The sequence below is a fragment of the Pseudomonas sp. 44 R 15 genome (genome assembly GCF_900004965.1).
GTDB classification, from domain to species: domain Bacteria; phylum Pseudomonadota; class Gammaproteobacteria; order Pseudomonadales; family Pseudomonadaceae; genus Aquipseudomonas; species Aquipseudomonas orientalis_A.
The window spans coordinates 124,866-147,822 of sequence record NZ_CVTU01000110.1; the positions used below are offsets into that span (position 1 = coordinate 124,866).

23 protein-coding genes are annotated in these 22,957 nt (G+C 61.6%); 14 read left to right on the plus strand and 9 right to left on the minus strand.

Annotated features, from left to right (window positions below; genetic code table 11):
• Positions 1-34: 34 nt before the first annotated feature.
• On the minus strand, positions 35-304 hold the full coding sequence (locus tag BFP93_RS21180) for a hypothetical protein (RefSeq protein WP_065894789.1): 270 nt from the start codon (positions 302-304) through the stop codon (positions 35-37).
• A gap of 156 nt (positions 305-460) precedes the next feature.
• On the opposite strand from BFP93_RS21180, the gene BFP93_RS21185 reads away from it, so the two are divergent.
• From BFP93_RS21185 to BFP93_RS21200, 4 genes are all read left to right on the plus strand, one after another.
• Positions 461-937, plus strand: coding sequence for a PaaI family thioesterase (locus tag BFP93_RS21185; RefSeq protein WP_065894790.1), 477 nt, complete (start codon positions 461-463; stop codon positions 935-937).
• Positions 934-1,398, plus strand: a complete 465-nt coding sequence (locus BFP93_RS21190; protein ID WP_065894791.1) for a PaaI family thioesterase — start codon at positions 934-936, stop codon at positions 1,396-1,398. Before BFP93_RS21185 ends, BFP93_RS21190 begins: the two co-directional genes overlap by 4 nt.
• A 75-nt stretch (positions 1,399-1,473) precedes the next feature.
• Positions 1,474-3,378, plus strand: a complete 1,905-nt coding sequence (htpG, locus tag BFP93_RS21195) for a molecular chaperone HtpG (protein ID WP_065894812.1) — start codon at positions 1,474-1,476, stop codon at positions 3,376-3,378.
• 66 nt (positions 3,379-3,444) lie between these two features.
• The gene (locus BFP93_RS21200; RefSeq protein ID WP_065894792.1) at positions 3,445-4,173 is read left to right on the plus strand and encodes a dienelactone hydrolase family protein; all 729 of its coding nucleotides are present in this window, start codon (positions 3,445-3,447) and stop codon (positions 4,171-4,173) included.
• A gap of 197 nt (positions 4,174-4,370) precedes the next feature.
• Here the strand turns inward: BFP93_RS21200 and BFP93_RS21205 are convergent, their stop codons facing one another.
• Entirely contained in the window at positions 4,371-4,787 is a 417-nt protein-coding gene (locus BFP93_RS21205) for an OsmC family protein (RefSeq protein ID WP_065884248.1), read from the minus strand.
• Positions 4,788-4,956: 169 nt separating this feature from the next.
• Here BFP93_RS21205 and BFP93_RS21210 point away from each other — a divergent pair, with 169 nt between their 5' ends.
• Positions 4,957-5,949, plus strand: a complete 993-nt coding sequence (locus BFP93_RS21210) for an amidohydrolase family protein (protein ID WP_065894813.1) — start codon at positions 4,957-4,959, stop codon at positions 5,947-5,949.
• Positions 5,950-6,613: 664 nt separating this feature from the next.
• Here the strand turns inward: BFP93_RS21210 and fabB are convergent.
• From fabB to BFP93_RS21235, 5 genes are all read right to left on the minus strand, one after another.
• Complete coding sequence (gene fabB / locus BFP93_RS21215; protein ID WP_065884250.1) at positions 6,614-7,834, minus strand: beta-ketoacyl-ACP synthase I; 1,221 nt, start codon at positions 7,832-7,834, stop codon at positions 6,614-6,616.
• Between the two features lie 11 nt (positions 7,835-7,845).
• Positions 7,846-8,361, minus strand: a complete 516-nt coding sequence (fabA, locus tag BFP93_RS21220) for a 3-hydroxyacyl-[acyl-carrier-protein] dehydratase FabA (RefSeq protein ID WP_003210552.1) — start codon at positions 8,359-8,361, stop codon at positions 7,846-7,848.
• A 249-nt stretch (positions 8,362-8,610) separates the two neighbouring features.
• Positions 8,611-10,512: an ATP-binding protein gene (locus BFP93_RS21225; RefSeq protein WP_065894793.1), complete on the minus strand. Its 1,902-nt coding sequence runs from the start codon at positions 10,510-10,512 to the stop codon at positions 8,611-8,613.
• A complete protein-coding gene (locus BFP93_RS21230) occupies positions 10,509-11,438 on the minus strand; it encodes an ABC transporter substrate-binding protein (RefSeq protein ID WP_065894794.1) in 930 nt (309 codons plus the stop codon). Before BFP93_RS21230 ends, BFP93_RS21225 begins: the two co-directional genes overlap by 4 nt.
• Before the next feature lies 1 nt (position 11,439).
• Positions 11,440-13,572: a TonB-dependent receptor plug domain-containing protein gene (locus BFP93_RS21235; RefSeq protein ID WP_083205705.1), complete on the minus strand. Its 2,133-nt coding sequence runs from the start codon at positions 13,570-13,572 to the stop codon at positions 11,440-11,442.
• A gap of 195 nt (positions 13,573-13,767) precedes the next feature.
• Here BFP93_RS21235 and BFP93_RS21240 point away from each other — a divergent pair, with 195 nt between their 5' ends.
• From BFP93_RS21240 to BFP93_RS21275, 8 genes are all read left to right on the plus strand, one after another.
• Positions 13,768-14,793, plus strand: coding sequence for an NAD(P)H-dependent glycerol-3-phosphate dehydrogenase (locus BFP93_RS21240; RefSeq protein WP_065884257.1), 1,026 nt, complete (start codon positions 13,768-13,770; stop codon positions 14,791-14,793).
• A 10-nt stretch (positions 14,794-14,803) separates the two neighbouring features.
• Positions 14,804-15,151 carry a DUF4389 domain-containing protein gene (locus tag BFP93_RS21245; protein ID WP_065894796.1) on the plus strand — a complete coding sequence of 116 codons (348 nt, stop codon included), beginning with the start codon at positions 14,804-14,806 and terminating at the stop codon, positions 15,149-15,151.
• On the plus strand, positions 15,148-15,597 hold the full coding sequence (gene sixA, locus BFP93_RS21250; protein WP_065894797.1) for a phosphohistidine phosphatase SixA: 450 nt from the start codon (positions 15,148-15,150) through the stop codon (positions 15,595-15,597). Before BFP93_RS21245 ends, sixA begins: the two co-directional genes overlap by 4 nt.
• Positions 15,598-15,676: 79 nt before the next feature.
• Entirely contained in the window at positions 15,677-16,120 is a 444-nt protein-coding gene (locus tag BFP93_RS21255; RefSeq protein WP_065894798.1) for a hotdog fold thioesterase, read from the plus strand.
• A 97-nt stretch (positions 16,121-16,217) separates the two neighbouring features.
• Complete coding sequence (locus BFP93_RS21260; RefSeq protein WP_065894799.1) at positions 16,218-17,021, plus strand: alpha/beta fold hydrolase; 804 nt, start codon at positions 16,218-16,220, stop codon at positions 17,019-17,021.
• Positions 17,018-17,872: an alpha/beta hydrolase gene (locus BFP93_RS21265; protein WP_065894800.1), complete on the plus strand. Its 855-nt coding sequence runs from the start codon at positions 17,018-17,020 to the stop codon at positions 17,870-17,872. The genes BFP93_RS21260 and BFP93_RS21265 overlap by 4 nt, the downstream gene beginning before the upstream one ends.
• Positions 17,873-17,974: 102 nt before the next feature.
• Entirely contained in the window at positions 17,975-18,793 is an 819-nt protein-coding gene (locus BFP93_RS21270; RefSeq protein WP_065894801.1) for a DUF4892 domain-containing protein, read from the plus strand.
• 69 nt (positions 18,794-18,862) lie between these two features.
• The gene (locus tag BFP93_RS21275) at positions 18,863-19,924 is read left to right on the plus strand and encodes an AI-2E family transporter (protein ID WP_065884272.1); all 1,062 of its coding nucleotides are present in this window, start codon (positions 18,863-18,865) and stop codon (positions 19,922-19,924) included.
• Here BFP93_RS21275 and BFP93_RS21280 read toward each other — a convergent pair.
• Together BFP93_RS21280 and BFP93_RS21285 are read right to left on the minus strand one after the other, a co-directional pair.
• Positions 19,921-20,955: a sensor histidine kinase gene (locus BFP93_RS21280; protein ID WP_065894802.1), complete on the minus strand. Its 1,035-nt coding sequence runs from the start codon at positions 20,953-20,955 to the stop codon at positions 19,921-19,923. The two genes, BFP93_RS21275 and BFP93_RS21280, sit on opposite strands and share 4 nt — an antisense overlap.
• On the minus strand, positions 20,955-21,719 hold the full coding sequence (locus BFP93_RS21285; protein WP_065894814.1) for a response regulator: 765 nt from the start codon (positions 21,717-21,719) through the stop codon (positions 20,955-20,957). Before BFP93_RS21285 ends, BFP93_RS21280 begins: the two co-directional genes overlap by 1 nt.
• Positions 21,720-21,977: 258 nt before the next feature.
• Between BFP93_RS21285 and pyrF the strand changes: the two genes are divergently transcribed.
• A complete protein-coding gene (pyrF, locus tag BFP93_RS21290) occupies positions 21,978-22,676 on the plus strand; it encodes an orotidine-5'-phosphate decarboxylase (protein WP_065894803.1) in 699 nt (232 codons plus the stop codon).
• Positions 22,677-22,957: the final 281 nt, after the last annotated feature.

The window sequence follows — 22,957 nt, forward strand, 5'->3', positions numbered from 1 at the left end:
ATCTTTTACAGCACTACAGCTTTACGCCATGCAATTACTGCTTGGCAGGGTCTGCAGTTGTAGTAGTAGTTGCGGCAGGAGCAGCTTCTTTAGCGGCGGCAGCATTCGATTCAGCCTGAGCTTTGGCAGCTTCAGCGTTTTCTTTTGCAGCGTCGTTCACTTTATCCTGTGCTTTCGCCATGTCTTGCTGAGCTTGCTCAGAATGTGCGGCGGCGTCTTGGGCTTTGTCTTCGGATTTCTTGTCGCAGGCAGCCAGGCCGAGGGCAGCGGCCAGCATCATGGAAATAGCTAATGTGTTGCGCATGGGTGTTTCTCCTTATTGAAGATATCTACTGGCCTTTCGAACTCAAGGGGCCAGCATTAGTTCCTTTTGTTCCACAGATATATAAAGCTTTTTCGCCAGGAACTTTCCAAATTATTACCTATCCTGCTCCCCCACACTAATAAGAATTTAAAAACCATGACCCAGACCCCCTTGTTAGACCGAGCCACCCGCTTTGTTTCGGCGCTTCGCCACTGCCATGTACTGGGGATAACCGTCCACGCAGCCACGGGGGAGGGCATGACGCTGGTGTTGCCCTATGGCGCGCACATAGTGGGTGATCCCCGCAGCGGCATCATCCACGGTGGTGCGCTGACGTCATTGATGGACACCGCCTGCGGCCTGGCCACGCTGTGCGTACTGCCCGAGTTCGAGGTCTGCCCGACCCTGGATTTGCGCATCGACTACATGCATCCCGCCGAGCCGCATAAGCCGGTGTATGGCTTTGCCCAATGCTACCGGGTAACCACCGATGTAATCTTCACCCGCGGCTTTGCCTACCAGGACGACCAGCAGCAGCCCATTGCCCATGTGGTGGGCACATTCATGCGCATGGGCAAGCATCTCAAGGGCAGCCAGGGAATGGACAGCGCGATCAAGGGAGGGCAGGCATGAGCCATCGATTCAAGACGCATCTGGAGCAAGCACTTGAGCGCGGCGATTACGCGGCACTGCTCGATCTGGTTCCCTACGCAAAGCTGATTGGCGTCGAATGCACACGCTCGGGGGACGAACTGTTGTTTCGCCTGCCGGCCAACAAAGACAATATTGGTAACCCTATATTACCGGCGCTGCACGGCGGGGTAATCGCCGGCTTCATGGAGCTGTCGGCGGCCTTGCACTTGCTGGTATTCACCGGCGCCCCTGGCCTGCCGAAAATCATCGATTTTTCCCTGGATTACCTGCGCGCCGGCCAGTTTCGCGACACCTACGCCACCTGCCAGGTGTGCCGCCAGGGCAGGCGTGTCGCCAATGTGGCGGTCACCGCCTGGCAAACGGCCCCCACTGAACCGATTGCCACCGCTCGCGCCCATTTCAAGATCGAGGAATTGCCGCTCTTGAAATCCCGGTCTTAGCCCCCAACTTTGATGACAACCCGCCGCCAACCCTTTCGGGCGCGGCCACTGCCATCCAATTGGAGTTTGATGACCATGAGTGTGGAAACTCAAAAGGAAACCCTGGGCTTCCAGACCGAGGTGAAGCAACTGCTGCACCTCATGATCCATTCGCTGTATTCCAACAAGGAAATTTTCCTTCGCGAATTGATCTCGAACGCCTCTGACGCTGTCGACAAATTACGTTTCGAAGCCCTGTCCAAGCCTGAGTTGCTGGAAGGTGGCGCCGAACTGAAAATCCGTGTGAGCTACGACAAAGACGCCAAGACCGTCACCCTCGAAGACAACGGTATCGGCATGAGCCGTGAGGACGCGATCACCCACCTGGGCACCATCGCCAAATCCGGCACCGCAGATTTCATGAAGAACCTGTCGGGCGACCAGAAAAAAGATTCGCACCTGATCGGCCAATTCGGCGTGGGTTTCTATTCGGCTTTCATCGTCGCCGACAAGGTTGAAGTGTTCAGCCGTCGTGCCGGCCTCGACGCCAGCGAAGGCGTGCACTGGGCGTCCAAAGGTGAGGGCGAGTTTGAAATCGCCACCCTCGACAAGCCTGACCGTGGCACCCGTATCGTGCTGCACCTCAAGGATGGCGAAGACGAATTCGCCGATGGCTGGCGCCTGCGCAACATCATCAAGAAGTACTCCGACCACATCGCCTTGCCGATCGAGCTGCCCAAAGAACAGGCGGCCGGCGAAGGTGAGGAGAAGCCGGCCGAGGAATGGGAAACCGTCAACCGCGCCAGTGCCCTGTGGACCCGTCCGCGTACCGAGATCAAGGACGAGGAATACCAGGAGTTCTACAAGCACATCGGTCACGACTACGAAAACCCGCTGAGCTGGAGCCACAACAAGGTCGAAGGCAAGCTGGAATACAGCTCGCTGCTCTACGTGCCGGCGCGTGTGCCGTTTGACCTGTACCAGCGCGAAGCGCCGAAGGGCCTGAAGCTTTACGTACAGCGTGTGTTCGTGATGGACCAGGCAGAATCGTTCCTGCCGCTGTACCTGCGCTTTATCAAGGGTGTGGTCGACTCCAACGACCTGTCGCTGAACGTGTCGCGGGAGATCCTGCAGAAAGACCCGATCATCGATTCCATGAAGTCGGCGCTGACCAAGCGCGTACTCGACATGCTGGAAAAACTGGCGAAGAACGAGCCTGAGAAATACCAGGGCTTCTGGAAAAACTTCGGCCAGGTCATGAAAGAAGGCCCGGCGGAAGATTTTGCCAACAAGGAAAAAATTGCCGGCCTGCTGCGTTTTGCTTCCACTCAAGGTGAAGACGGCGAACAGGCTGTGTCGCTGGCCGACTACCTGGCACGCGCCAAGGAAGGTCAGGACAAGATCTACTACCTCACCGGCGAAACCTACGCTCAGGTCAAGAACAGCCCGCACCTGGAAGTCTTCCGCAAGAAAGGCATCGAGGTCCTGCTGCTGACCGACCGTATCGATGAGTGGCTGATGAGCTACCTCACCGAGTTCGACGGCAAATCCTTTGTGGACGTGGCACGCGGCGACCTGGACCTGGGCAACCTGGACTCCGAGGAAGACAAGAAAGCCGCCGAGGAAGTCGCCAAGTCCAAGGAAGGCCTGGTTGAGCGGATCAAGGCATCCCTGGGTGAGGCGGTCAGCGAAGTGCGGGTTTCCCATCGCCTGACCGATTCTCCGGCGATCCTGGCCATTGGCGAGCAGGACCTGGGCATGCAGATGCGTCAGATCCTTGAAGCCAGCGGCCAGAAGGTGCCGGATTCCAAGCCGATCTTCGAATTCAACCCGGCTCACCCACTGATCGAGAAACTCGACGGTGAGCAGAGCGAGGAGCGTTTTGGCGACCTGTCGCATATCCTCTTTGACCAGGCGGCCCTGGCCGCTGGCGACAGCCTCAAGGACCCGGCCGCTTATGTGCGCCGACTGAACAAGCTGTTGGTTGAACTGTCGGTTTAACACCGTTGTAGAAAAAACCCGCTTCGGCGGGTTTTTTCGTTCAATCCCTCCCAACTGGAGAAAATGATGAGCCAAGTCACAGTACGTTCCGTGGTCTATCAGATTGATGGCCAGTCTTATGAAAGCCGCCTGGCGTTCGATGCCAGCCACCAGGGCCCGCTGCCGGGGCTGCTGATGGCGCCGAACTGGATGGGCGTGAGCGCGGGCGCCGAAGAAATCGCCAAGAGCGTTGCCGGCAAAGGCTACGTGGTGCTGATTGCCGACTTGTATGGGCAAACGGTGCGGCCGACCAATGGCGATGAAGCTGGCGCGGCGATGATGCCGTTGAAAAATGATCGTGCGTTGTTGAACAAGCGTATGCACGCGGCCTTTGAACAACTGCAAGGCCAGACCGAGGCAGCGGTGGATACGTCGAAACTGGCGACCTTCGGTTTCTGCTTCGGTGGCTGCTGCTCCCTGGAATTGGCCCGTACCGGTGCGCCGGTGAAAGCGGCTATCTCGTTCCACGGTACCCTCGACACGCCGAACCCGGCGGATGCGAAGAACATCAAGGGTTCAGTGCTGGTGCTGCATGGCGCCTCCGACCCTCTGGTACCGAAAGAACAACTGCCGGCGTTCGAAGATGAAATGAACGCAGCAGGTGTGGATTGGCAGCTGCTCAGCTACGGTGGCGCCGTGCATTCCTTCACGGACCCCCATGCCAATGTGCCGGGCAAGATGATGTACGACGCCAAGACTGCTGCGCGGGCGTTCCAGTCGATGCACAACTTGCTGGATGAAGTGTTCAAGGGCTGATTCTTCGGCGCCTGTCCGGGCCTCATCGGGGGCAAGCCCCCTCCCACATTTTGGATGTATTCACAATTCAAGTGTGGGAGGGGGCTTGCCCCCGATGAGGCCCGAACAGGCAGCTCAATCCTTTCTGACTCCCCCGCCACAGTGAGCCAATCCCCAGCCGCCCATCATTGCCGCGCCTGCGCGACCGGAAGTTCGCGTTACTGGCTGAAGGCGCCTTCCGAAAGTGTTGTCTCAATGCTGACTTCGGCCGTGGTCATCAGTTTATGTACCGGGCACTTGTCGGCGACGCGGTGCAGCTCATCACGCTGAGCGTCGGTGAGCACGCCTTTGAGGGTCAACTTGACGTTGAGCGTGTATTTACCTTTTTGCTCTTCGGCGGCGTCGTGGGTAACTTCTACCGTTACGCCGGTGAGCGGAATGTCTTTCTTCTGTGCGTAGAGCCTGACGGTCAAGGCTTTGCACGACGCCAGCGCGGCATCGAAATAGTCGTGAGGAGAGGGGGCGGAGTCGTCACCGCCCAGGCTCTTGGGCAGGTCGGTAAACAGCTCGTGGTTGTTAATAGCGACGCTGTGACGGAAATTTTCGGCGTTCAGCGTATTGACGGTAACAGGCATGGCGAACCTCACAAGGTTTGGATGACGGTCATGCAGTAATAGAGCATGCCGGCACCTGGGGGTTCCAGGTTTTTGTCCTTGCTGAACCCTGATGCGCGGGGCAGGGTCTACCCGTATCAGTTCCTATCGAGGTATTACCGTGCTCTGGACCCGTGTGAGTTTTGCCCTGATGCTCGCCGCCAGCAGTCTTGCCGTGCAGGCCCGCGACTATGCCTACAGCGACGCCCACCTGCATTACGTAGACTTTTTCCAGGAAACTGCGGGCATGGACAAGCTGCTCAAGGCCATGACGGAAAATCGCATCGAGCATGTGATGATTTCCGGCATTCCCGTGGCCAAGAAATGGCACGAGGACGAACCCAAGCGCCCGCGCTATTACGCGGGCGACGATGCCGATGCCTACTGGTACAGCGCCACCGATGTGATCGTCGCCGCTGCGGTCAATAAGCTCGCCCCGGAACAGCGCCAGCACTTTCATCCGTTCCTGGCCGGTTTCAATCCCAACGACAAAAACTCTGCCGCTCACATCCAGCGCATGCTCGACCTCAACCCAGGGCTGTGGCAGGGCATTGGCGAAGTGTTTACCCGCCACGACGATCTCACCGCGCTGACCTCGGGTGATACGCCGCGCGCCAACAACGAGGCCATGACGCGCATCTATCACTTGGCGGCGGAGAACGACCTGCCGGTGATGCTGCACTCCAACATCACCTCCAAGCGCGAGCGCAACCCGTTGTACCTGGCCGAAGTCGAGCAGCCGTTGCGCAACCACCCGCATACGCGCTTTATCTGGGCCCACGCCGGTACCAGCAAGGAGATTCACCGGCATCAGGTGCAAATGGGTTTCCTGCTGCCTACCCTGAGCCGCCTGCTCGAGGCTTACCCCAACCTGTATATCGACCTGTCCTGGAGCGTGCTCACGCCCTATCTGCTGGATGACGCGGGCAAGCCCAGGCGAGAGTGGGTCAAGCTGGTGGAGCGCTTCCCTGATCGCTTCATGCTGGGCTCTGACGTGGTAGGGCGTTTCAACAAGCTGGGTAAGGAAATGCGCGGTTTTGACCCTTTCCTCGACGCTTTACCTGAAGACGTTGCCCACAAGGTCGCGCGGGATAACTTTCTGGCCATCCTGCCCAAGTCGACCCGCAATGAGGGCGCGCATTGAGGTCGGGTTTTGGTGTTGCGTAATTGAGGTGATCCTATCGCGCATAGGTATCTTCAAAACTGTGTAACACCCAACGCAAACCACGATGCGAAACGAGCCGCTCTTGATCTTGATCTGCTTTTGATCTTAGGCGCCCCGTTAAACCACGCTGGCCGAACGCAGGCTTGAATCCGTGGGTAACCCGGCAGGACGCCGGGTTAGCCGCACTGGGCCAGGGATGGCCCATTGCGGCGGCCCACGGATTCAAGCCTGCGTTCGGGCACACCGAGCCTAGGCGAGGTGCCGAGTGGTGGGGCAAGAGCGTTTTGCTTACTTTTGCGCTTTTCAAAAGTGAGCCGCCGTAAGGGCGGAACCCTAAGTGGCCGTGACCGCAGAAACGGATATGTACTCGGTCTGATCCGGCATCCTGGTCGGTCCAGAGGCCGCCATCGGGGGCAAGCCCCCTCCCACATTTGAACCTCGGAGCGTCAGGTAGATACGCGTTGGCTGTGCGGCCGTCACGGCAGCAAGCCCCACCACATTCGACCGAGTTCTTTGGGCCAACTCGGTCAAATGTGAGAGGGGCGACTCGACTTGCCCCCGATGCACGTGACTCGGTCTCATTCAATCGCCCATAAAAAAGCCCCGAACCAGTCGGGGCTTTTCATCGCTCAAGCGCCAGGCCTTACTTACCCTGCCAGCGTTTCAGCACCAGGGTGGCGTTGGTGCCACCAAAGCCGAAGCTGTTGCTCATCACGGTGTCGATTTTCACATCTTCAACGGTCTTGGTCAGGATCGGCATATCGGCGACGACCGGGTCGATTTCGTCGATGTTGGCCGAGCCGGCCATGAAGTTGCCTTCCATCATCAGCAGGCAGTAGATCGCTTCGTGAACGCCGGCGGCGCCCAGGGAGTGACCCGACAGGCTCTTGGTGGAGCTGATTTTCGGCGCGTTGTCACCGAATACCGCACGCACGCCTTCCATCTCCTTGGCATCGCCGACCGGAGTCGAAGTGCCGTGGGTGTTCAGGTAGTCGATCGGGGTATCGACGGTGGACATGGCCATCTGCATGCAACGGATGGCGCCTTCACCGCTTGGCGCAACCATGTCGTAGCCGTCGGACGTCGCGCCGTAGCCAACGATTTCCGCGTAGATTTTCGCGCCACGGGCCAGAGCGTGTTCCAGCTCCTCGACCACCACCATGCCGCCGCCGCCGGCGATGACGAAACCGTCACGCTTGGCGTCGTAGGCACGGGAGGCCTTTTCCGGGGTTTCGTTGTACTGGGTGGACAGCGCGCCCATGGCGTCGAACAGGAACGACTGGCTCCAGTGTTCTTCTTCACCGCCGCCGGCGAATACGATGTCCTGCTTGCCCAATTGGATCTGCTCAACGGCAGTCCCGATGCAATGGGCGCTGGTGGCGCAGGCGGAGGAGATCGAGTAGTTCACACCCTTGATCGCGAACGGCGTGGCCAGGCACGCCGAAACGGTGCTGCCCATGGTCCGCGTTACACGGTACGGGCCAACGCGTTTCACGCCTTTTTCGCGCAGGATGTCCAGCGCTTCCATCTGGTTCAGGGTGGATGCGCCGCCGGAGCCGGCGATCAGGCCGGTACGTACGTTCGACACCTGGTCTTCGCTCAGGCCGGAGTCGGCGATTGCGTCTTTCATGGCCAGGTAGGCGTAGGCGGCAGCGTGGCCGACGAAGCGATAGATCTTGCGATCGATCAGTTCTTCGAGGGGCAGGTCAATGGAGCCGGAAACCTGGCTACGCAGACCCATTTCGGCATATTCCGGGTTGAAACGGATGCCAGGGCGACTTGCACGCAGGTTAGCGGTGACGGTCTCTTTGTCATTGCCCAGGCAAGAAACGATGCCCAGACCAGTGATAACGACGCGGCGCATGCGGATAACCCTTAAAAGTTGTCAGTGGAAGTGAATACGCCGACCCGAAGGCCTTCGGCAGTATAGATCTCGCGACCGTCGACAGTCACCGAACCGTCGGCGATGGCCAGGTTCAGCTTGCCCTTGAGGACGCGCTTGATTTGAATGTTGTAGGTGACTTTCTTGGCGGTCGGCAGGACCTGGCCAAAGAACTTCACTTCGCCCGAACCCAGGGCGCGACCGCGGCCCGGCAGGCCTTGCCAGCCCAGGTAGAAGCCGACGAGTTGCCACATGGCATCAAGGCCCAGGCAGCCCGGCATCACCGGATCGCCTTCGAAGTGGCAGGCAAAGAACCACAGGTCAGGGGTGATATCCAGCTCGGCGACCAATTCACCTTTGCCGTACTTGCCACCTTCTTCGCTGATATGGGTGATGCGATCCACCATCAGCATGTTCGGGGCGGGCAGTTGCGCGTTACCTGGGCCGAACAGCTCACCGCGACTGCAGCGCAGCAGGTCTTCCCGGGTAAAGGCGTTTTGTTTGGTCATGCGAGCTCCTCAATAATCCCATGCGGCAGGGTAGGGCAAATCTTCCCGAACCGGATGAAGCGTTCATGCCTCATAGCGGCAGCCTACACATAGACTATTGCGTTGTAGTGAAAGTCACAGCGTCAAGGTACTCAATGTACACTTGTTCACTGAAATGTTAAACCGGACCTGTTTATCGGCCCGTTCGGGTGCCTAAGACTGCCGCACTTTCGTCCTCCACGCCAGTCGGACTTGGCTTGGCCACGACAGCTAGTGCACCCAGCGCTGGAGGATTTGCTGCAAATCCGCGCGTTTGAACGGTTTGGCCAGGTAATCGTTCATTCCGGCTGCAAGACAGGCTTCGCGGTCGCCCTGCAAGGCGTTGGCGGTCAGGGCGATAATCGGTAAATCGGCGCAGCCCGGCAGTCGGCGAATTTGCCGAGTGGCCTCGTAGCCGTCGATCAATGGCAGGCGGCAGTCCATCAGGATCGCGGTAAAGATCAGGCTTTCGGCGCTGCGGATCGCCTCGGCGCCATCGGTGGCCAGGCTGACTTCAAAACCCAGGCTGCGCAGCATGGCTTCGACCACGGTACGGTTAACCGGGTTGTCTTCCACCAGCAGTATGTGCCGCCCGTCGCCGGCACTGGTCTTGCCCACGGCGTCCGGGGCGATGGCGGGCAGGCTTTGCTGATCGATGGCCAACGGAATTTCCAGGGTGAACACCGAGCCCCGGCCCTCTTCGCTTTGGGCGCGCAGGGTGCCGCCCATGCGTTCGGCCAGGGTGCGGGCGATCGGCAGGCCGAGGCCGGTGCCTCCGTAACGTCTTGAAATAGAGCTGTCGGCCTGCTGGAACGCATCGAACATCAGTTCCAGCCGCTCGGCGCAAATACCGATACCGCTGTCGCGCACGGTGCAGGTGAACCACACCAGTTCATGGTCCAGGGTTTGCCAGTGGGCCTCCACGTGCACGGTACCGTGCTCGGTGAACTTCAAGGCGTTGCCGATCAGGTTTACCAGGATCTGCCGGATACGGGTCGGGTCACCGCACACCCGCAGGGCCTCCATGCCCGAGGGAATCGACAGCTCCAGGGCCAGCCCGCGCTGCTGCGCGCTGTGCTGGAACGCTTGGGCGCAACTGCTGATCAGGTCGGCCAGGTTGAAGGCAATATGTTCCAGCTCCAGCGCGGCCCGTTCGATGCGCGAGAAGTCGAGGATGTCGTTGATGACTTTGAGCAGGTGCTCGGTGGACTCGGAGGCCAGCGCCGCGTACTCGGCCTGCTCTTCGGTCATCTCGGTAGTTTCCAGCAGTTGCAGCATGCCCAGCACACCGTTCATCGGCGTGCGCAGCTCATGGCTCATCATCGCCAGGAATTCGGACTTGGCATTGTTCGCCCGCTCGGCTTCCTCGCGGGTCTGGATCAACTGCGCCATGGCCTGCTGCTGTTCGCGGCTGGCCTGATTGAGGCCCGCGGCCAGGTTATTGATGTGCCGTGCCAGGTCGCCCAGTTCGGAGTCGTCGACAATCGGCAGCGGTGTCTTGTAGTCGCCCTGCTGGATCGCCTTCACCGCATGCCCCATGGCGCTGATCGGTTGCGACAGGCTGGCGGCCAGGCGTCGCGCCAGCAGGAAGGTAAACAGCAGGGCGAACAGCGCCAGAATGCCGGCCTTGAACAGGATTTCCTGCTGGCGCTGACTGAACGCGTCATTGGACATACCGACAATCACCCGGCCCAGGTAGTCCGCTCGCGGCGCCTTGGGTTCGTTGAGGTTGTCCTGGAAGAAATCATTGCCCAGCTGGATATGCTGCAGGCGGATCGGCGCCTGGAACACTTTTACCGAGAGTGAACGGTCGTGCTTCTCCGACGGCTGCTCGACGTACACCAGAATGTTCTCGGCGCTGTCCTGGATCTCCAGGAAGCGCACGTGGGGCGTGGCCAGCGTCGCCCGCAGCAAGGCGTCGAGCACATCGTTGTTGCCGGAAATAACGCCGTATTCGGTGGCAGGCGCCAGTTGGTTGGCGATCAACTGGCCGGTGTGGTCCAGCTCCTGGCGCAAGTCCTGGATACGCACGAAGGTAAAGAAGCTGATCAACAGTAAGGTCAGCAGCAGCGCAGGCCCCAGGGTGATGAGTTGGGTGCGGGTGTTGATGTCCCAGCGACGGCGCAAGGTCATGGGCGTTCATCTCCTTCGGCCAGGCGGGCGGCGACGGCAGCTTCGTCGACCTGTTCGATGCCCAGTGAGCGTGCGACTTGCGGGTTGCCTACCACTTTGAAGTGTTGCGGGTACAGCGTGCGCGGCCAGTTGGCCGGCGGGTGGTCGAGCAGTCGATCAAGTACGGCGAGCCAGTCGGACTGGTCGCTGTAGGTGCTGGCCAGGCTGCCTGCGCGGACAAACCCGGCATTGGGCCCTATCAGCGGCAATTGCTGGGCATAGCTGCTCAGTAACAGGTTCTTGGCGGTTTTCGGGTTGTACAGTTGCGGGTCGTCCAGGCCCAGCAGCACGTCACTGTTCTTGAACAGGGTTTGCAGGGTGCGGCTGTCGTTGGTGTTGTCCCAGCGTTGGCGCACGATTTCCAGGCCCAGGGGCGCGGCGTACCGGTCAAGCTCAGGCAGCAGGAATTGGCTGTCGGCGCCGTAAAGCACGCCGATCCGCCGGGCCTGGGGCAAGATGCTGGCGATCAGGCGCAATTGGCGCGCCAGCGGCGGGTCGCTCCACAGCAGGCTGATTCTGGCCGGGCGCGCGTTGCCCAGGCGCTGGTGAGCTTGCAGGCGGCTGATGCGCAGCACCAGGGTCGGTGGCCCCTGGCTATCCTGCAAGCGCCAGTCGAGGCCGGGCAGGTCCAGCAGGATCAGGCGGGTAGTGGCGGGCAACTGGCTCGGCGCCGGCAAATCTGCAAGCAGGGTGAAGGTGACATGGTCTTCGGGGCGCTGCCGGGCGAGGGCCTGGGTAAACCCCTGGACACCGGCACTGTCCTCGGCGGCGGTCAGCAGGATATCGGCGCTCCACACCGGGGGGGTGAACAGCACGCACACCAGCAGCAAGGCGCGCCGCCACAGCCGTGAAACAAGAGGGAGGGTCATCCGTGACTGATCGCCCATGTCAGAACTCTAGCTGCGCGCTGAAATAGAGCACATGGCGATGGTCGTAATTGTTGTCGGGCCAGGTGGTCGGCTGGTTGTCGAGGCGTTGTTGCAGCATGCCGGCCAGCTCCACGTTGGTCTTGCCCAGGGCAATACGCTTGGCCACCCGCAGGTCGACCCGTTCGAAGCGATACTCGTTGAGTGCGTCGTCGCCGTAATAGAACAAGGCGCTCGACCAGCCGTGGCCCCATTCACGCAACCAGCCGGCCGAGCCGCTGTTGCGTGCGGTCTGCGTCTTGTCCAGCGGGTTGCTGGCGCTCGCATCGACGTAAGCATAGGTCAGGCGCAGGCGGTCGGCATCGCTGACGCGCCAGTCGAACTGTGATTCGGCACCGGTAAAGCGCGAGCTGTTGGCGTTGCTGGCGATGTATTGATTGTTGCGCAACGGCGAACTGATCATGTCGGTGATTTCGTCGTAGAAGAGCTTCACATCGACATTCAATCCGAGATCGGCAAAGAAGCCGTTGTAGCCCAGTTCGCGCGAGCGCATCAACTCTTTATCAAGATTGCCGGGGCCGCGTGTCACCACAAAATATTGCCCGGAATTCTGCCCGTAGACCGGCGAGCTGAGGTTGGTGACGCGATAGCTCCAGTTGACGTTGTTCTCGAACATGTCCGGCGAACGGATCGCCTCGGAGTACACCGCCCGCAGGCCGTGGCGCGGGTTGATCAGGTAGTTGACCGCCACGCGCGGCGTCAGCGAGTTGCCGCTCAAGTGGGTGTCTTCGTACATCGCGCCGCCTTGCAGCAGCCAGTGTTCGCTGGCCCGCCATTCCAGGTGGCCGAACAGGCGCCAGGTGGTGTCGTCCAGCGTCCCGTTGAAGTAGGTGTCGGAGTCGGCGCGGTCGTAGCGGTAATTCATCCCGCTGACCAGGCGCAGGCTGTCGGAGAGGCTGAGGGTGTCTTGCAGCTCCACGTCGTAGCGGCTTTCCGTGGCACTTTGGTCGATATCGCCGCACACGCTCTGGTTGGCGCCGTTGCGCCACTGGTCCAATACCTGGTTGCCCAGCGCCTGTTCAGCAGCGTTGCCGGGCGGGGCGCTGCCCTGGCTGAAGGTATCCATGTGTCGCGCCAGCCGTTCGGCGTAGTTGGGGTTGAGTTGCCACAACCGAGTCAATTCGGGGCTGAACGAGACCTTGGCGTCACAGGCTTTCCAGATCTGCCGACGGTCCCATTGCTGGGCCGACCCCTGGATATACAGGCTGTGTTCGGGGTTGAAGTCGAAGTTCCAGCGCATCGAACCGGCGTAGTCCCTGGCGTTGACGTCGGAATTGGTACCGCCCTCGGTAATCCCGGCGAATACCGGAGTGTAGGTGTAGGGGCGCTGATTTGTCCCCTCCTTGGCATTCAGTTGCCAGTCGATGCTCTGTTGCGCATTCAACGTCTGGCTGACGGCCAGGCTGAAACGGTTGAGGCGGCGGCTGTCGCGGCGGTCGGCGCCGACGGCATCGCGGTCGAAACCATCGTCCTGCTGCCCTGACAGCGACAGGCGCAGATCGCCGGTTTCCCAGCCCACGCCCTGGCTGGCATAGACATCGTTGATCCCGCGTTCACCCCGGATGACCTTTACCCGCGTGCCCTGGCTGTTGGCCGGTGAGCGGGTGAGGATATTGACCACCGCCATCAGCGCATTGGCGCCGTAGCTGACGGTATTGGGGCCACGAAACACCTCGATACGCTCAATGTCTTCCATGGCGACCGGAATATCGCTCCAGTCCACCGTGGCCAGGCCTGCGCGATACACCGAGCGCCCGTCGATCAATACCTGCATGCGCCGTGCATCGCTGGCGCTGGTGCCGTGGTAGTTCACCGCAGCCTGATTGCCGGTGGTGTAGCCGACCATCATCCCGGGCACCAGGCGTAACAGCTCGGCAATGTCACGCGCGCCGCTGGCCTTGATCAATTCGCTGTCGATCACGGTCATGCTGCCGGGAACGGCGGCGGCCGATTGCTTTAGACGGGTGGCGGTCAATACCTGCGGCAGCGGCTGGCTGTCGAGAAACAGGTCGTCTGCCGACGCACTGGCGCTGCACGCAAGCACCAGGGGCAGCATCAATGGCAGGGATGAGCGGAGAGGAGGGCCCGGATACACGGCACGGCCTTGATAATTGCGGATAGCCGCCCATGTTAACTGAGGTCAGGCATTTTGCCAGTCGTGAGACTTGCAATTACTTCACTCAAGTGTGGCATTTTCCGACAGGCGCACGAATTCACACGGGGGCTGGCCGCAAGCGGGTCGCCCCGTATAATGCCGCCATCGCCACTGGTATGGATTAACGGATTGCATATGACTGAACAGCGCCCTATTGCGGTCCTGGGAGGCGGAAGTTTTGGTACCGCCGTGGCTAACCTGCTGGCTGAAAATGGCCACGCGGTACGCCAGTGGATGCGCGATCCCGAGCAGGCCGAGGCCATTCGCGTGCACCGCGAAAACCCGCGTTACCTCAAAGGCATCAAGATTCATCCGGCGGTCGAGCCCGTGACCGATCTGCTGGCAACCCTTGCCGACTGCGACCTGTGCTTTGTCGCGCTGCCCTCCAGCGCCTTGCGCTCGGTGCTGGCGCCCCACGCCGAACGTCTGGCGGGCAAGCTGCTGGTCAGCCTGACCAAGGGCATCGAGGCGCAGACGTTCAAGCTGATGAGCGAAATCCTCGCAGAGATCGCACCCCAGGCGCGCATCGGCGTGCTGTCCGGGCCGAACCTGGCGCGGGAAGTGGCCGAGCATGCGCTGACCGCCACGGTGATCGCCAGTGAGGATGAGGCGCTGTGCGAGCGCGTCCAGGCGGTGCTGCATGGCCGTACCTTTCGTGTCTACGCCAGTGGCGATCGCTTTGGCGTCGAGCTGGGCGGTGCGTTGAAGAACGTCTATGCCATCATCGCCGGCATGGCCGTGGCCCTGGAGATGGGCGAAAACACCAAGAGCATGCTGATTACCCGCGCCCTGGCCGAAATGACCCGTTTCGCCGTGAATCAGGGCGCCAACCCGATGACGTTCCTGGGCCTGGCGGGCGTCGGCGATCTGATCGTCACCTGCTCGTCGCCCAAGAGCCGTAACTATCAAGTCGGTTTCGCGCTGGGCCAGGGGTTGAGCCTTGAAGAGGCGGTGACACGCCTGGGCGAAGTGGCCGAAGGGGTCAACACCCTCAAAGTGCTGAAAGCCAAGGCCCAGGAAGTCGGTGTGTATATGCCGCTGGTGGCCGGGCTGCACGCGATCCTGTTCGAAGGACGCACCTTGAGCCAGGTCATCGAGCTGCTGATGCGCGCCGAGCCGAAAACCGATGTCGACTTTATTTCCACCAGCGGTTTCAACTGAGGAACGCGGCATGAACGATTCCAAAGCAGCCCCCAAGTATGAGTCCATTGTGCTGCGCATCCTGTGGATGCTGGTGTTTGCCCTGGTGTGGCAGGTGGCGCAGTTCCTGCTCGGCGCGTTGGTGATTGTGCAATTGATTTACCGACTGATCTACGGCGCGCCGAACCTGGGCCTGATGAACTTCGGCGACAGCCTCAGCCAGTTCCTGGCGCAGATCGGTCGCTTCGGCAGCTTCCACACCGAGCAAAAACCCTGGCCGTTCGCCGATTGGCCAACCCCGCGTGCACCGGAAGGCGAAGCCGCTCACAGCGTGCCGCCGGCACCGCACCCGGTGCGTGACGAAGAGCTCAAGCTATGAAGCTGTGGATTCTGCGCCACGGTGAAGCCGAGGCACACGCTCGCACCGACCCCGAGCGCAACCTGACCGCGCACGGCAGGGCCGAAGTGTTGCGCAGCGCTGCGCATCTGATCGGCCAGCCGCTCGGCGCCATTATCGCCAGCCCCTATGTGCGTGCGCAGCAGACGGCGCAACTGGTGCGCGAGGCGCTGGGCTTTGAGCCGGACATTCGCACGGTGCCGTGGCTGACGCCGGAGGGCAACCCGCTGCTGGTGCTGGAAAAACTCGACAGCGATGACAACGTGCTGCTGGTCAGCCATCAGCCATTGGTGGGTGGCCTGATCAGCGTTGCGCAGCATGGTCATCAGCGCCAGCCAGAACCGATGCACACCGCCAGCCTGGCGGAATTGGAAGGGGATTTCCCGCTGGCCGGGCTGATGAGCCTGGTCAGCGTGAAAAACCCGTAGGTGATATCGACAGGTTGTGCGCGCGCGCTCTGTTTTGTGGCAGGATTAGGGTCGTAATAAAACCAATAAGGACATCCCTATGAGCCTGTGGCGCACGCAACCGAATATCGAACACCTCAATGCGAGTCAGAAAAACACCATCGGTGAATTGCTGGACATTCGCTTCGAAAGCTTCGACGACCAATCCCTCACCGCCAGCATGGTGGTCGACCACCGTACCCATCAGCCCTACGGCCTGCTGCATGGCGGCGCCTCCGTGGTGCTGGCCGAAAGCGTCGGCTCCATGGCGGCCTACCTGTGCGTCGATGCCAGCAAATTCTATTGCGTGGGCCTGGAGGTCAACGCCAACCACCTGCGCGGCGTGCGCAGCGGGCGAGTAACGGCGGTGGCCAAGGCCATCCACATTGGCCGTACGACCCAAGTGTGGGACATCCGCCTGACCAATGACGAGGGCAAGGCCAGTTGCGTTTCGCGCCTGACCGTGGCCGTGGTGCCGCTGGGCGAGCAGCCACCGGCGCGATAGGCATGGCGTGAGTGTCATCATTCCTGGCGGTTACGGTCATTGCCGTAGGGGCCGGGCATGGTGACAATCGAGGTCTGTTCCTGTAGAGCGAGCCGGTATGTCGCAGCCTGTATTTTTCGCCCACGCCAATGGCTTTCCGTCGGCCACCTACGGCAAATTGTTCGACGCACTGGCCCCGGAGTATGCAGTGGCGCATCTGCCGCAGCACGGCCATGACCCCAGGTTTCCGGTGGACGACAACTGGCAGAACCTTGTGGATGAACTGATCCATCATCTGCAGCAGCAACCGGAGCCGGTATGGGGCGTCGGCCATTCCCTGGGCGGAGTGTTGCATTTGCATGCCGCGATGCGCTGCCCGCAGCTGTACCGTGGCGTGGTGATGCTGGACTCGCCGGTGCTGACCCGCGCGGATCGCTGGGTGATTCGCGCCGCCAAGCGCTTTGGCTTCATCGACCGCCTGACCCCGGCCGGACGCACCCTGGGCCGCCGCGAGGAATTCAGCGACCTGGACGCCGCGCGTGCCTACTTCGCCGGCAAGACCCTGTTTCGCAGTTTCGACCCCGAGTGCTTTGAGGCGTATCTGCAACATGGCCTGCAGCAAATGGGCGACCGCCTGCGCTTGCGTTTTGACCCGGCGACCGAAATCAGCATCTATCGAGGCGTGCCTCACACCAGCCCCGGCCAGGTGCGCCAGTTGAAAATACCGCTGGCCGTGGTGCGCGGGCGTCAGAGCCGTGTGGTGATGCGCCATCATGCCAGCGGCGTAGGTCGCCTGCCCATGGGTGAAATGCTCACCATGCCCGGCGGCCATATGTTCCCCCTCGAGCGACCCCAGGACACCGCCATGTTGATCAAACAGCTGTTTTCCCGCTGGCAGGCCCGTGAGCGCAGCTGCGCATGAGTACGCCGGTGGAAGAAGTACGCCTGAGCCTGCCGCATATCGAGTTGGCCGCGCATCTATTTGGACCTGAAGACGGTTTGCCGGTCATTGCCCTGCATGGCTGGCTGGACAACGCCAACAGCTTTGCGCGCCTGGCGCCCAAGCTCCAGGGTTTACGCATTGTTGCGCTGGATATGGCCGGCCACGGGCACTCGGCCCATCGTCCGGCGGGGGCCGGTTATGCCTTGTGGGATTACGTGCACGATGTAGTGCAAGTGGCCGAGCAACTGGGCTGGCAACGTTTTGCATTACTTGGCCATTCCCTGGGCGCCATCGTCTCCCTGGTGCTCGCCGGGGCGTTACCGGAGCGCGTGACGCATCTTGGATTGATCGACGGCGTGATCCCGCCGACCGCCGGCGGCGAGAACGCAGCCGAACGGCTGGGCATGGCCTTGCAGGCGCAACTGAGCCTGCAAGGCAAGCGCAAACCGGTGTATGCCAGCCTGGACCGGGCGGTCGAGGCGCGCATGCATGGCGTGGTCGCGGTCAGCCGCGAAGCCGCAGAACTGCTGGCCCAGCGCGGTTTGATGCCTGTGCCGGGCGGCTATACTTGGCGCAGCGACAGTCGCCTGACCCTGGCATCACCGATGCGCCTGACTGACGAACAAGCCATGGCTTTCGTACGACGCGTGAGTTGCCCTACGCAGTTGGTGGTGGCGGCTGACGGTATGGTGGCGAAACATCCCGAATTGCTTTCACGGCTGCCCTTTACCGTGACGACGCTGCCGGGTGGTCATCATTTGCACCTGAATGACGAGCCCGGTGCGGTTCTTGTTGCAGACTGTTTCAATCGGTTCTTCTCCACGCCTTGACTTGACGCGGTCAACTGCCGAGGCTGGGCGGATTGAAAGGGAGTCAACCATGCACCATCTTCAAACCGCTGCGACCCTCCATGGCCACGGCTCAGTGATCCGATGAGCCTGGGTAAAGGATGTTTACGTGCCGTTGGGCTGTGCTGCTTCAGCCCGCTCGTGTTCGCCGCCGATGTGCCGGGAAGCCAGGACTTGCCGGCCATTGCCCGCCAGGTGGACGCGCAGATCGTCGACTATCGCCCCGCTGAAGACCGCGAACGCATCTACCCCATGGGCGCGATCCGCAAGATCAGCGGTCAGTTGCGTTCCGAAGGCCAGGCCACCGCACGCGGTCAAACCACCGCGATCACCTACGAACTGCCTGCCGAACACAGCTCCAGTGCCGCCTTTACCGCCACCCGCGAAGCCTTGCAGGCCAAGGGCGCGCAGCTGCTGTTCTGGTGCCAGGCCCGCGATTGTGGCGAAAGCAGCCTGTGGGCCAACGAAGTGTTCGGCAATGCCAAGCTGGTAGGGGCCGACGGCCAGCAGGAATACCTGCTTTTACGTCTGGCGGCTCCGCAGGACAATACGCTGGTGGCGCTGTACGGCATCACCCGTGGCAATCGCCGCGCCTATCTGCATGTCGAGCAGATGGACGCCAGCACGCCGCTGGGGAGTCTTCTGCCCACCTCGGCAACGTTGTTGCGTGAGTTGAAAAGCACCGGTGAGCTGGACTTCCCCACCCTCGGTGCCGAGCCTGATGACACGTGGCTGACGTTGATCTCCAGGGGGTTGAACCTCGACACCACCTTGCGTGTCAGCCTGTCAGGTCCCAATGCCGAAGCCTGGCGCCAGGGGCTGATCGACAACGGTGTGCGCGCCGCACGCCTGGAAAACAGTCCGGGTGACGCCGAGGGCCTGCACGTGCGTCTGATACGCTAACGTCACTGGGCGAACGGACCCGCGCCGTTCGCCTAAGCTCTCTTCTACCGACTCTTTTCGAGATACCCCATGCTCAATAACGATCGCCTGCTGGTGCAAATCCTGCTGCTGGTGCTGTTTGGTGCCAGCTTCTGGGTCATGGCGCCGTTCTGGTCGGCGCTGTTCTGGGGCGCGGTGCTGGCATTCGCGAGCTGGCCGCTGATGGTGCTGCTGACACGCGGGCTGGGCGGTCGCGAATCGCTGGCGGCCGGTATCCTGACGCTGGGCTGGATGTTGCTGGTAGCGCTGCCGCTGGTGTGGCTGGGGTTCAACCTGGCGGACCATGTGCGCGATGCCGTCGTGCTGATCAAGGATATCCAGGTCGACGGCCTGCCCGATGCGCCGAGCTGGCTGGGCTCGATCCCGGTTATCGGCGAGCGGCTGGTGGCGACATGGGACAGCATCGACCAACAGGGCGCGGCGCTGATGCTCAGCATCAAGCCGTACCTCGGCCAGGTCGGCAACTGGTTGCTGGCGCGCAGTGCGCAGATTGGCGGCGGTATCCTCGAACTGACCTTGAGCCTGGTCTTTGTGTTCTTTTTCTACCGCGACGGGCCGCGCCTGGCGATGTTCGTGCATCGGCTGCTTGAACGCCTGATCGGCGACCGTGCCAGTTATTACATCGAACTGGTGGCCGGTACGGTGCAACGGGTGGTCAACGGCGTGATCGGCACGGCTGCGGCCCAGGCGGTGCTGGCGCTGATCGGTTTCCTGATCGCCGGGGTGCCCGGTGCGTTGCTGCTGGGCGGCGTGACGTTCCTGCTCAGCCTGATTCCCATGGGCCCGCCGCTGGTGTGGATCCCGGCCACGGCCTGGCTGGCGTGGAAGGGCGACTACACCTACGCGGTGTTCCTAGGCGTATGGGGCACCTTCATCATCAGCGGTGTCGACAACGTGCTCAAGCCATACCTGATCAGCCGTGGCGGCAACCTGCCGCTGGTGATCGTGTTGCTGGGCGTGTTCGGCGGCTTGATCGCGTTCGGTTTCATCGGCCTGTTTATCGGCCCGACCTTGCTCGCGGTGGCCTACAGCCTGTTGACGGACTGGAGCGCGACCCAGGCCCAGGCGCGGCGCGAAGACAAGCCGCTTTAAGCCCTGGGCAGCCACATCACTGCGGTCAATCCGCCGCCTGGCGTGTCTTCCAGGCTCAGGTGGCCGCCGAGGCGCTCGACCGCTTCCCTGGCGATCGTCATGCCCAGGCCGACGCCGCCGGAATTACGGTTGCGTGAGCCCTCCAGGCGAAAGAACGGTTCGAATACCGCTTCGCGCTTGTCGGCGGCGATGCCGGGGCCATGGTCAATCACCCGGATCACCAGCGCCCCGCGGCTGTCCGCCAGTTCCACACGGGCTGAACCTGCATAGCGCAGGGCATTGTCGATCAGGTTGTTGAGGCACGAACGCAATGCCATGGGCTGCACCTGCAACGGCGCGCAGGTGCCGCCCACGTGCACATCGCTGCCTTGGTCCTGGGCGTTTTCGCTCAGCGATTCCACCAGCGCCTGCACGTCGAGCCAGTGTCGGGTCTCGCTGGTGCGTTGTTCATGCAGGTAGCTCAAGGTGGCGTCGAGCATGCCGATCATGTCGTCCAGGTCCTGGCGCATCTGACCTTGCAGCCGGGTGTCTTCGATCTGTTCCAGGCGCAGCTTGAGCCGCGACAGCGGCGTGCGCAGGTCATGGGAGACCGCCCCGAGCATGCGCGCGCGCTGGCTGACCTGTTCGCGGATGCGCCTTTGCATCAGGTTGAAGGTCGATGCGGCCTGGCGCGCTTCGCGGGGCCCGGATTCTTCGAGGGGCGGGCTGTCGAGGTCAAGACTCAAACGCTCGGCCGCCGCACTCAGGCGCTGGATCGGCCGGCTCAGCAGCTTGGCGCCGTACCACGCGGCGATGATCAGCGAGATGAATTGAAACGTCAGCGGCACCACCGGGCCACCGAACCAGGGACGGTGAGGCTTGACCAGCGGCTTCATCGAGCCATCCGGCTGCTCGACGAAGGTGTCCTGCGGCGGTGGCGGTGGTGGGCCGTAATGATGGAACCAGAAAAACGCCAGCAGATGCGCGAGCACGATGGCCACCAGCAGCACGCCGAACAGCCGCCCGAACAACGTATTGAAGGTGGCGCGCATCAACCGATATCCCGCGCGTCGAACAGGTAGCCTTCGCCGCGTACGGTCTTGATCAGTTGCGGGGCCTTGGGGTCGTCTCCCAGTTTCTGGCGCAGGCGCGAGACCAGCAGATCGATGCTGCGGTCAAAGGCTTCGATGGAGCGCCCGCGCGCGGCATCCAGCAATTGCTCGCGGCTCAATACGCGGCGCGGGCGTTCGATGAACACCCACAGCAGGCGGAATTCGGCGTTGGACAGCGGCACCACCAGGCCGTTGTCGGCCACCAGTTGGCGCAACACGCTGTTGAGCCGCCAGTTGTCGAAGCGAATATTGGCGCGCTGCTCGGTACGGTCATCGCGCACCCGGCGCAGGATGGTCTGGATACGGGCCACCAGTTCGCGCGGTTCGAACGGCTTGGACATATAGTCGTCGGCGCCCAGTTCCAGGCCGATGATCCGGTCGGTCGGTTCGCAGCGGGCGGTGAGCATCAGGATCGGAATGTCCGATTCAGCCCGCAGCCAGCGGCACAGGGTAAGGCCGTCTTCGCCGGGCAGCATCAGGTCGAGCACCACCACATCGAAGGTTTCGCCTTGCATGGCCTGGCGCATCGCTGCGCCGTCGGTCACACCCGTGGCGAGAATATTGAAGCGCGCCAGGTAATCGATCAGCAATTCACGAATCGGCACATCGTCATCGACGATCAGCGCGCGAGTGTTCCAGCGCTTGTCGTCGGCGATCACCGCGCCTGTGTGCGCATCGTTTACCGGGACGGAAGGAGTATGCATAGTGCGATCATCTGCCTGATTGTTACGGTCAGCATAGGCGCCCAGCCCCATGGCTGGAAGTGCTGGACGGTCGGTCATGCGGCGAGGCTAGCGGTGGGGCATGTTGGGGGCATGTCGTGAATGTATCGACTTTGAAACAATGGCCGCAAACCTGGGCCAATCCACGCAGAATCAGTATTTACCGATCATCGGATCCCGCAACGGCGCCGCTTGCGCTACAATCCGCGCCGATTTCGACTTGCCTGAGAGCCCATTCCAATGTCCGTCTGCCAGACTCCTATCATCGTCGCCCTGGACTACCCCACCCGTGACGCCGCACTGAAGCTGGCTGACCAGTTGGACCCCGCGCTTTGCCGGGTCAAGGTCGGCAAGGAGCTGTTCACCAGTTGCGCGGCGGAAATCGTCGGCACCCTGCGTGACAAGGGCTTCGAAGTGTTTCTCGACCTGAAATTCCACGATATCCCCAATACCACCGCCATGGCGGTCAAGGCTGCGGCCGAGATGGGCGTGTGGATGGTCAACGTGCACTGCTCCGGTGGCCTGCGCATGATGAGTGCCTGCCGTGAAGTGCTGGAGCAGCGTAGCGGGCCGAAACCGCTGTTGATTGGGGTGACTGTGCTGACCAGTATGGAGCGCGAAGACCTGGCCGGTATCGGCCTGGATATCGAGCCGCAGGAGCAGGTGCTGCGCCTGGCGGCCCTGGCGCAGAAAGCTGGTTTGGACGGCCTGGTGTGTTCGGCGCTGGAAGCCCAGGCGCTCAAGACGGCTCATCCGTCGTTGCAACTGGTCACGCCAGGCATTCGTCCGGCGGGCAGCGCCCAGGATGATCAGCGTCGTATTCTGACGCCGCGTCAGGCGCTGGATGCCGGTTCGGATTATCTGGTGATTGGCCGGCCGATCAGCCAGGCGGCCGATCCGGCTAAGGCGTTGGCGGCGGTCGTTGCTGAAATCGCCTGACCCCAGGCGGGCACTGAAAATGTGGGAGGGGGCTTGCCTCCTGACCTGGTCCGGCAGCCTGTAGCTATCTTACTGGTGCTCCACGATCCAATGTGGGAGGGGCGGTGCGACGATTCGACTTGCCCCCGATGGCGGCCTCAGGATTGGCTAGTATTTTGGATCAGACCGAGTACATATCCGTTATTCAGGTCACGGCTGCTTAGGGTTCCGCCCTGACGGCGGCTCACTTTTGAAAAGCGCAAAAGTAAGCAAAACGCTCTTGCCCCACCACTCGGCACCTC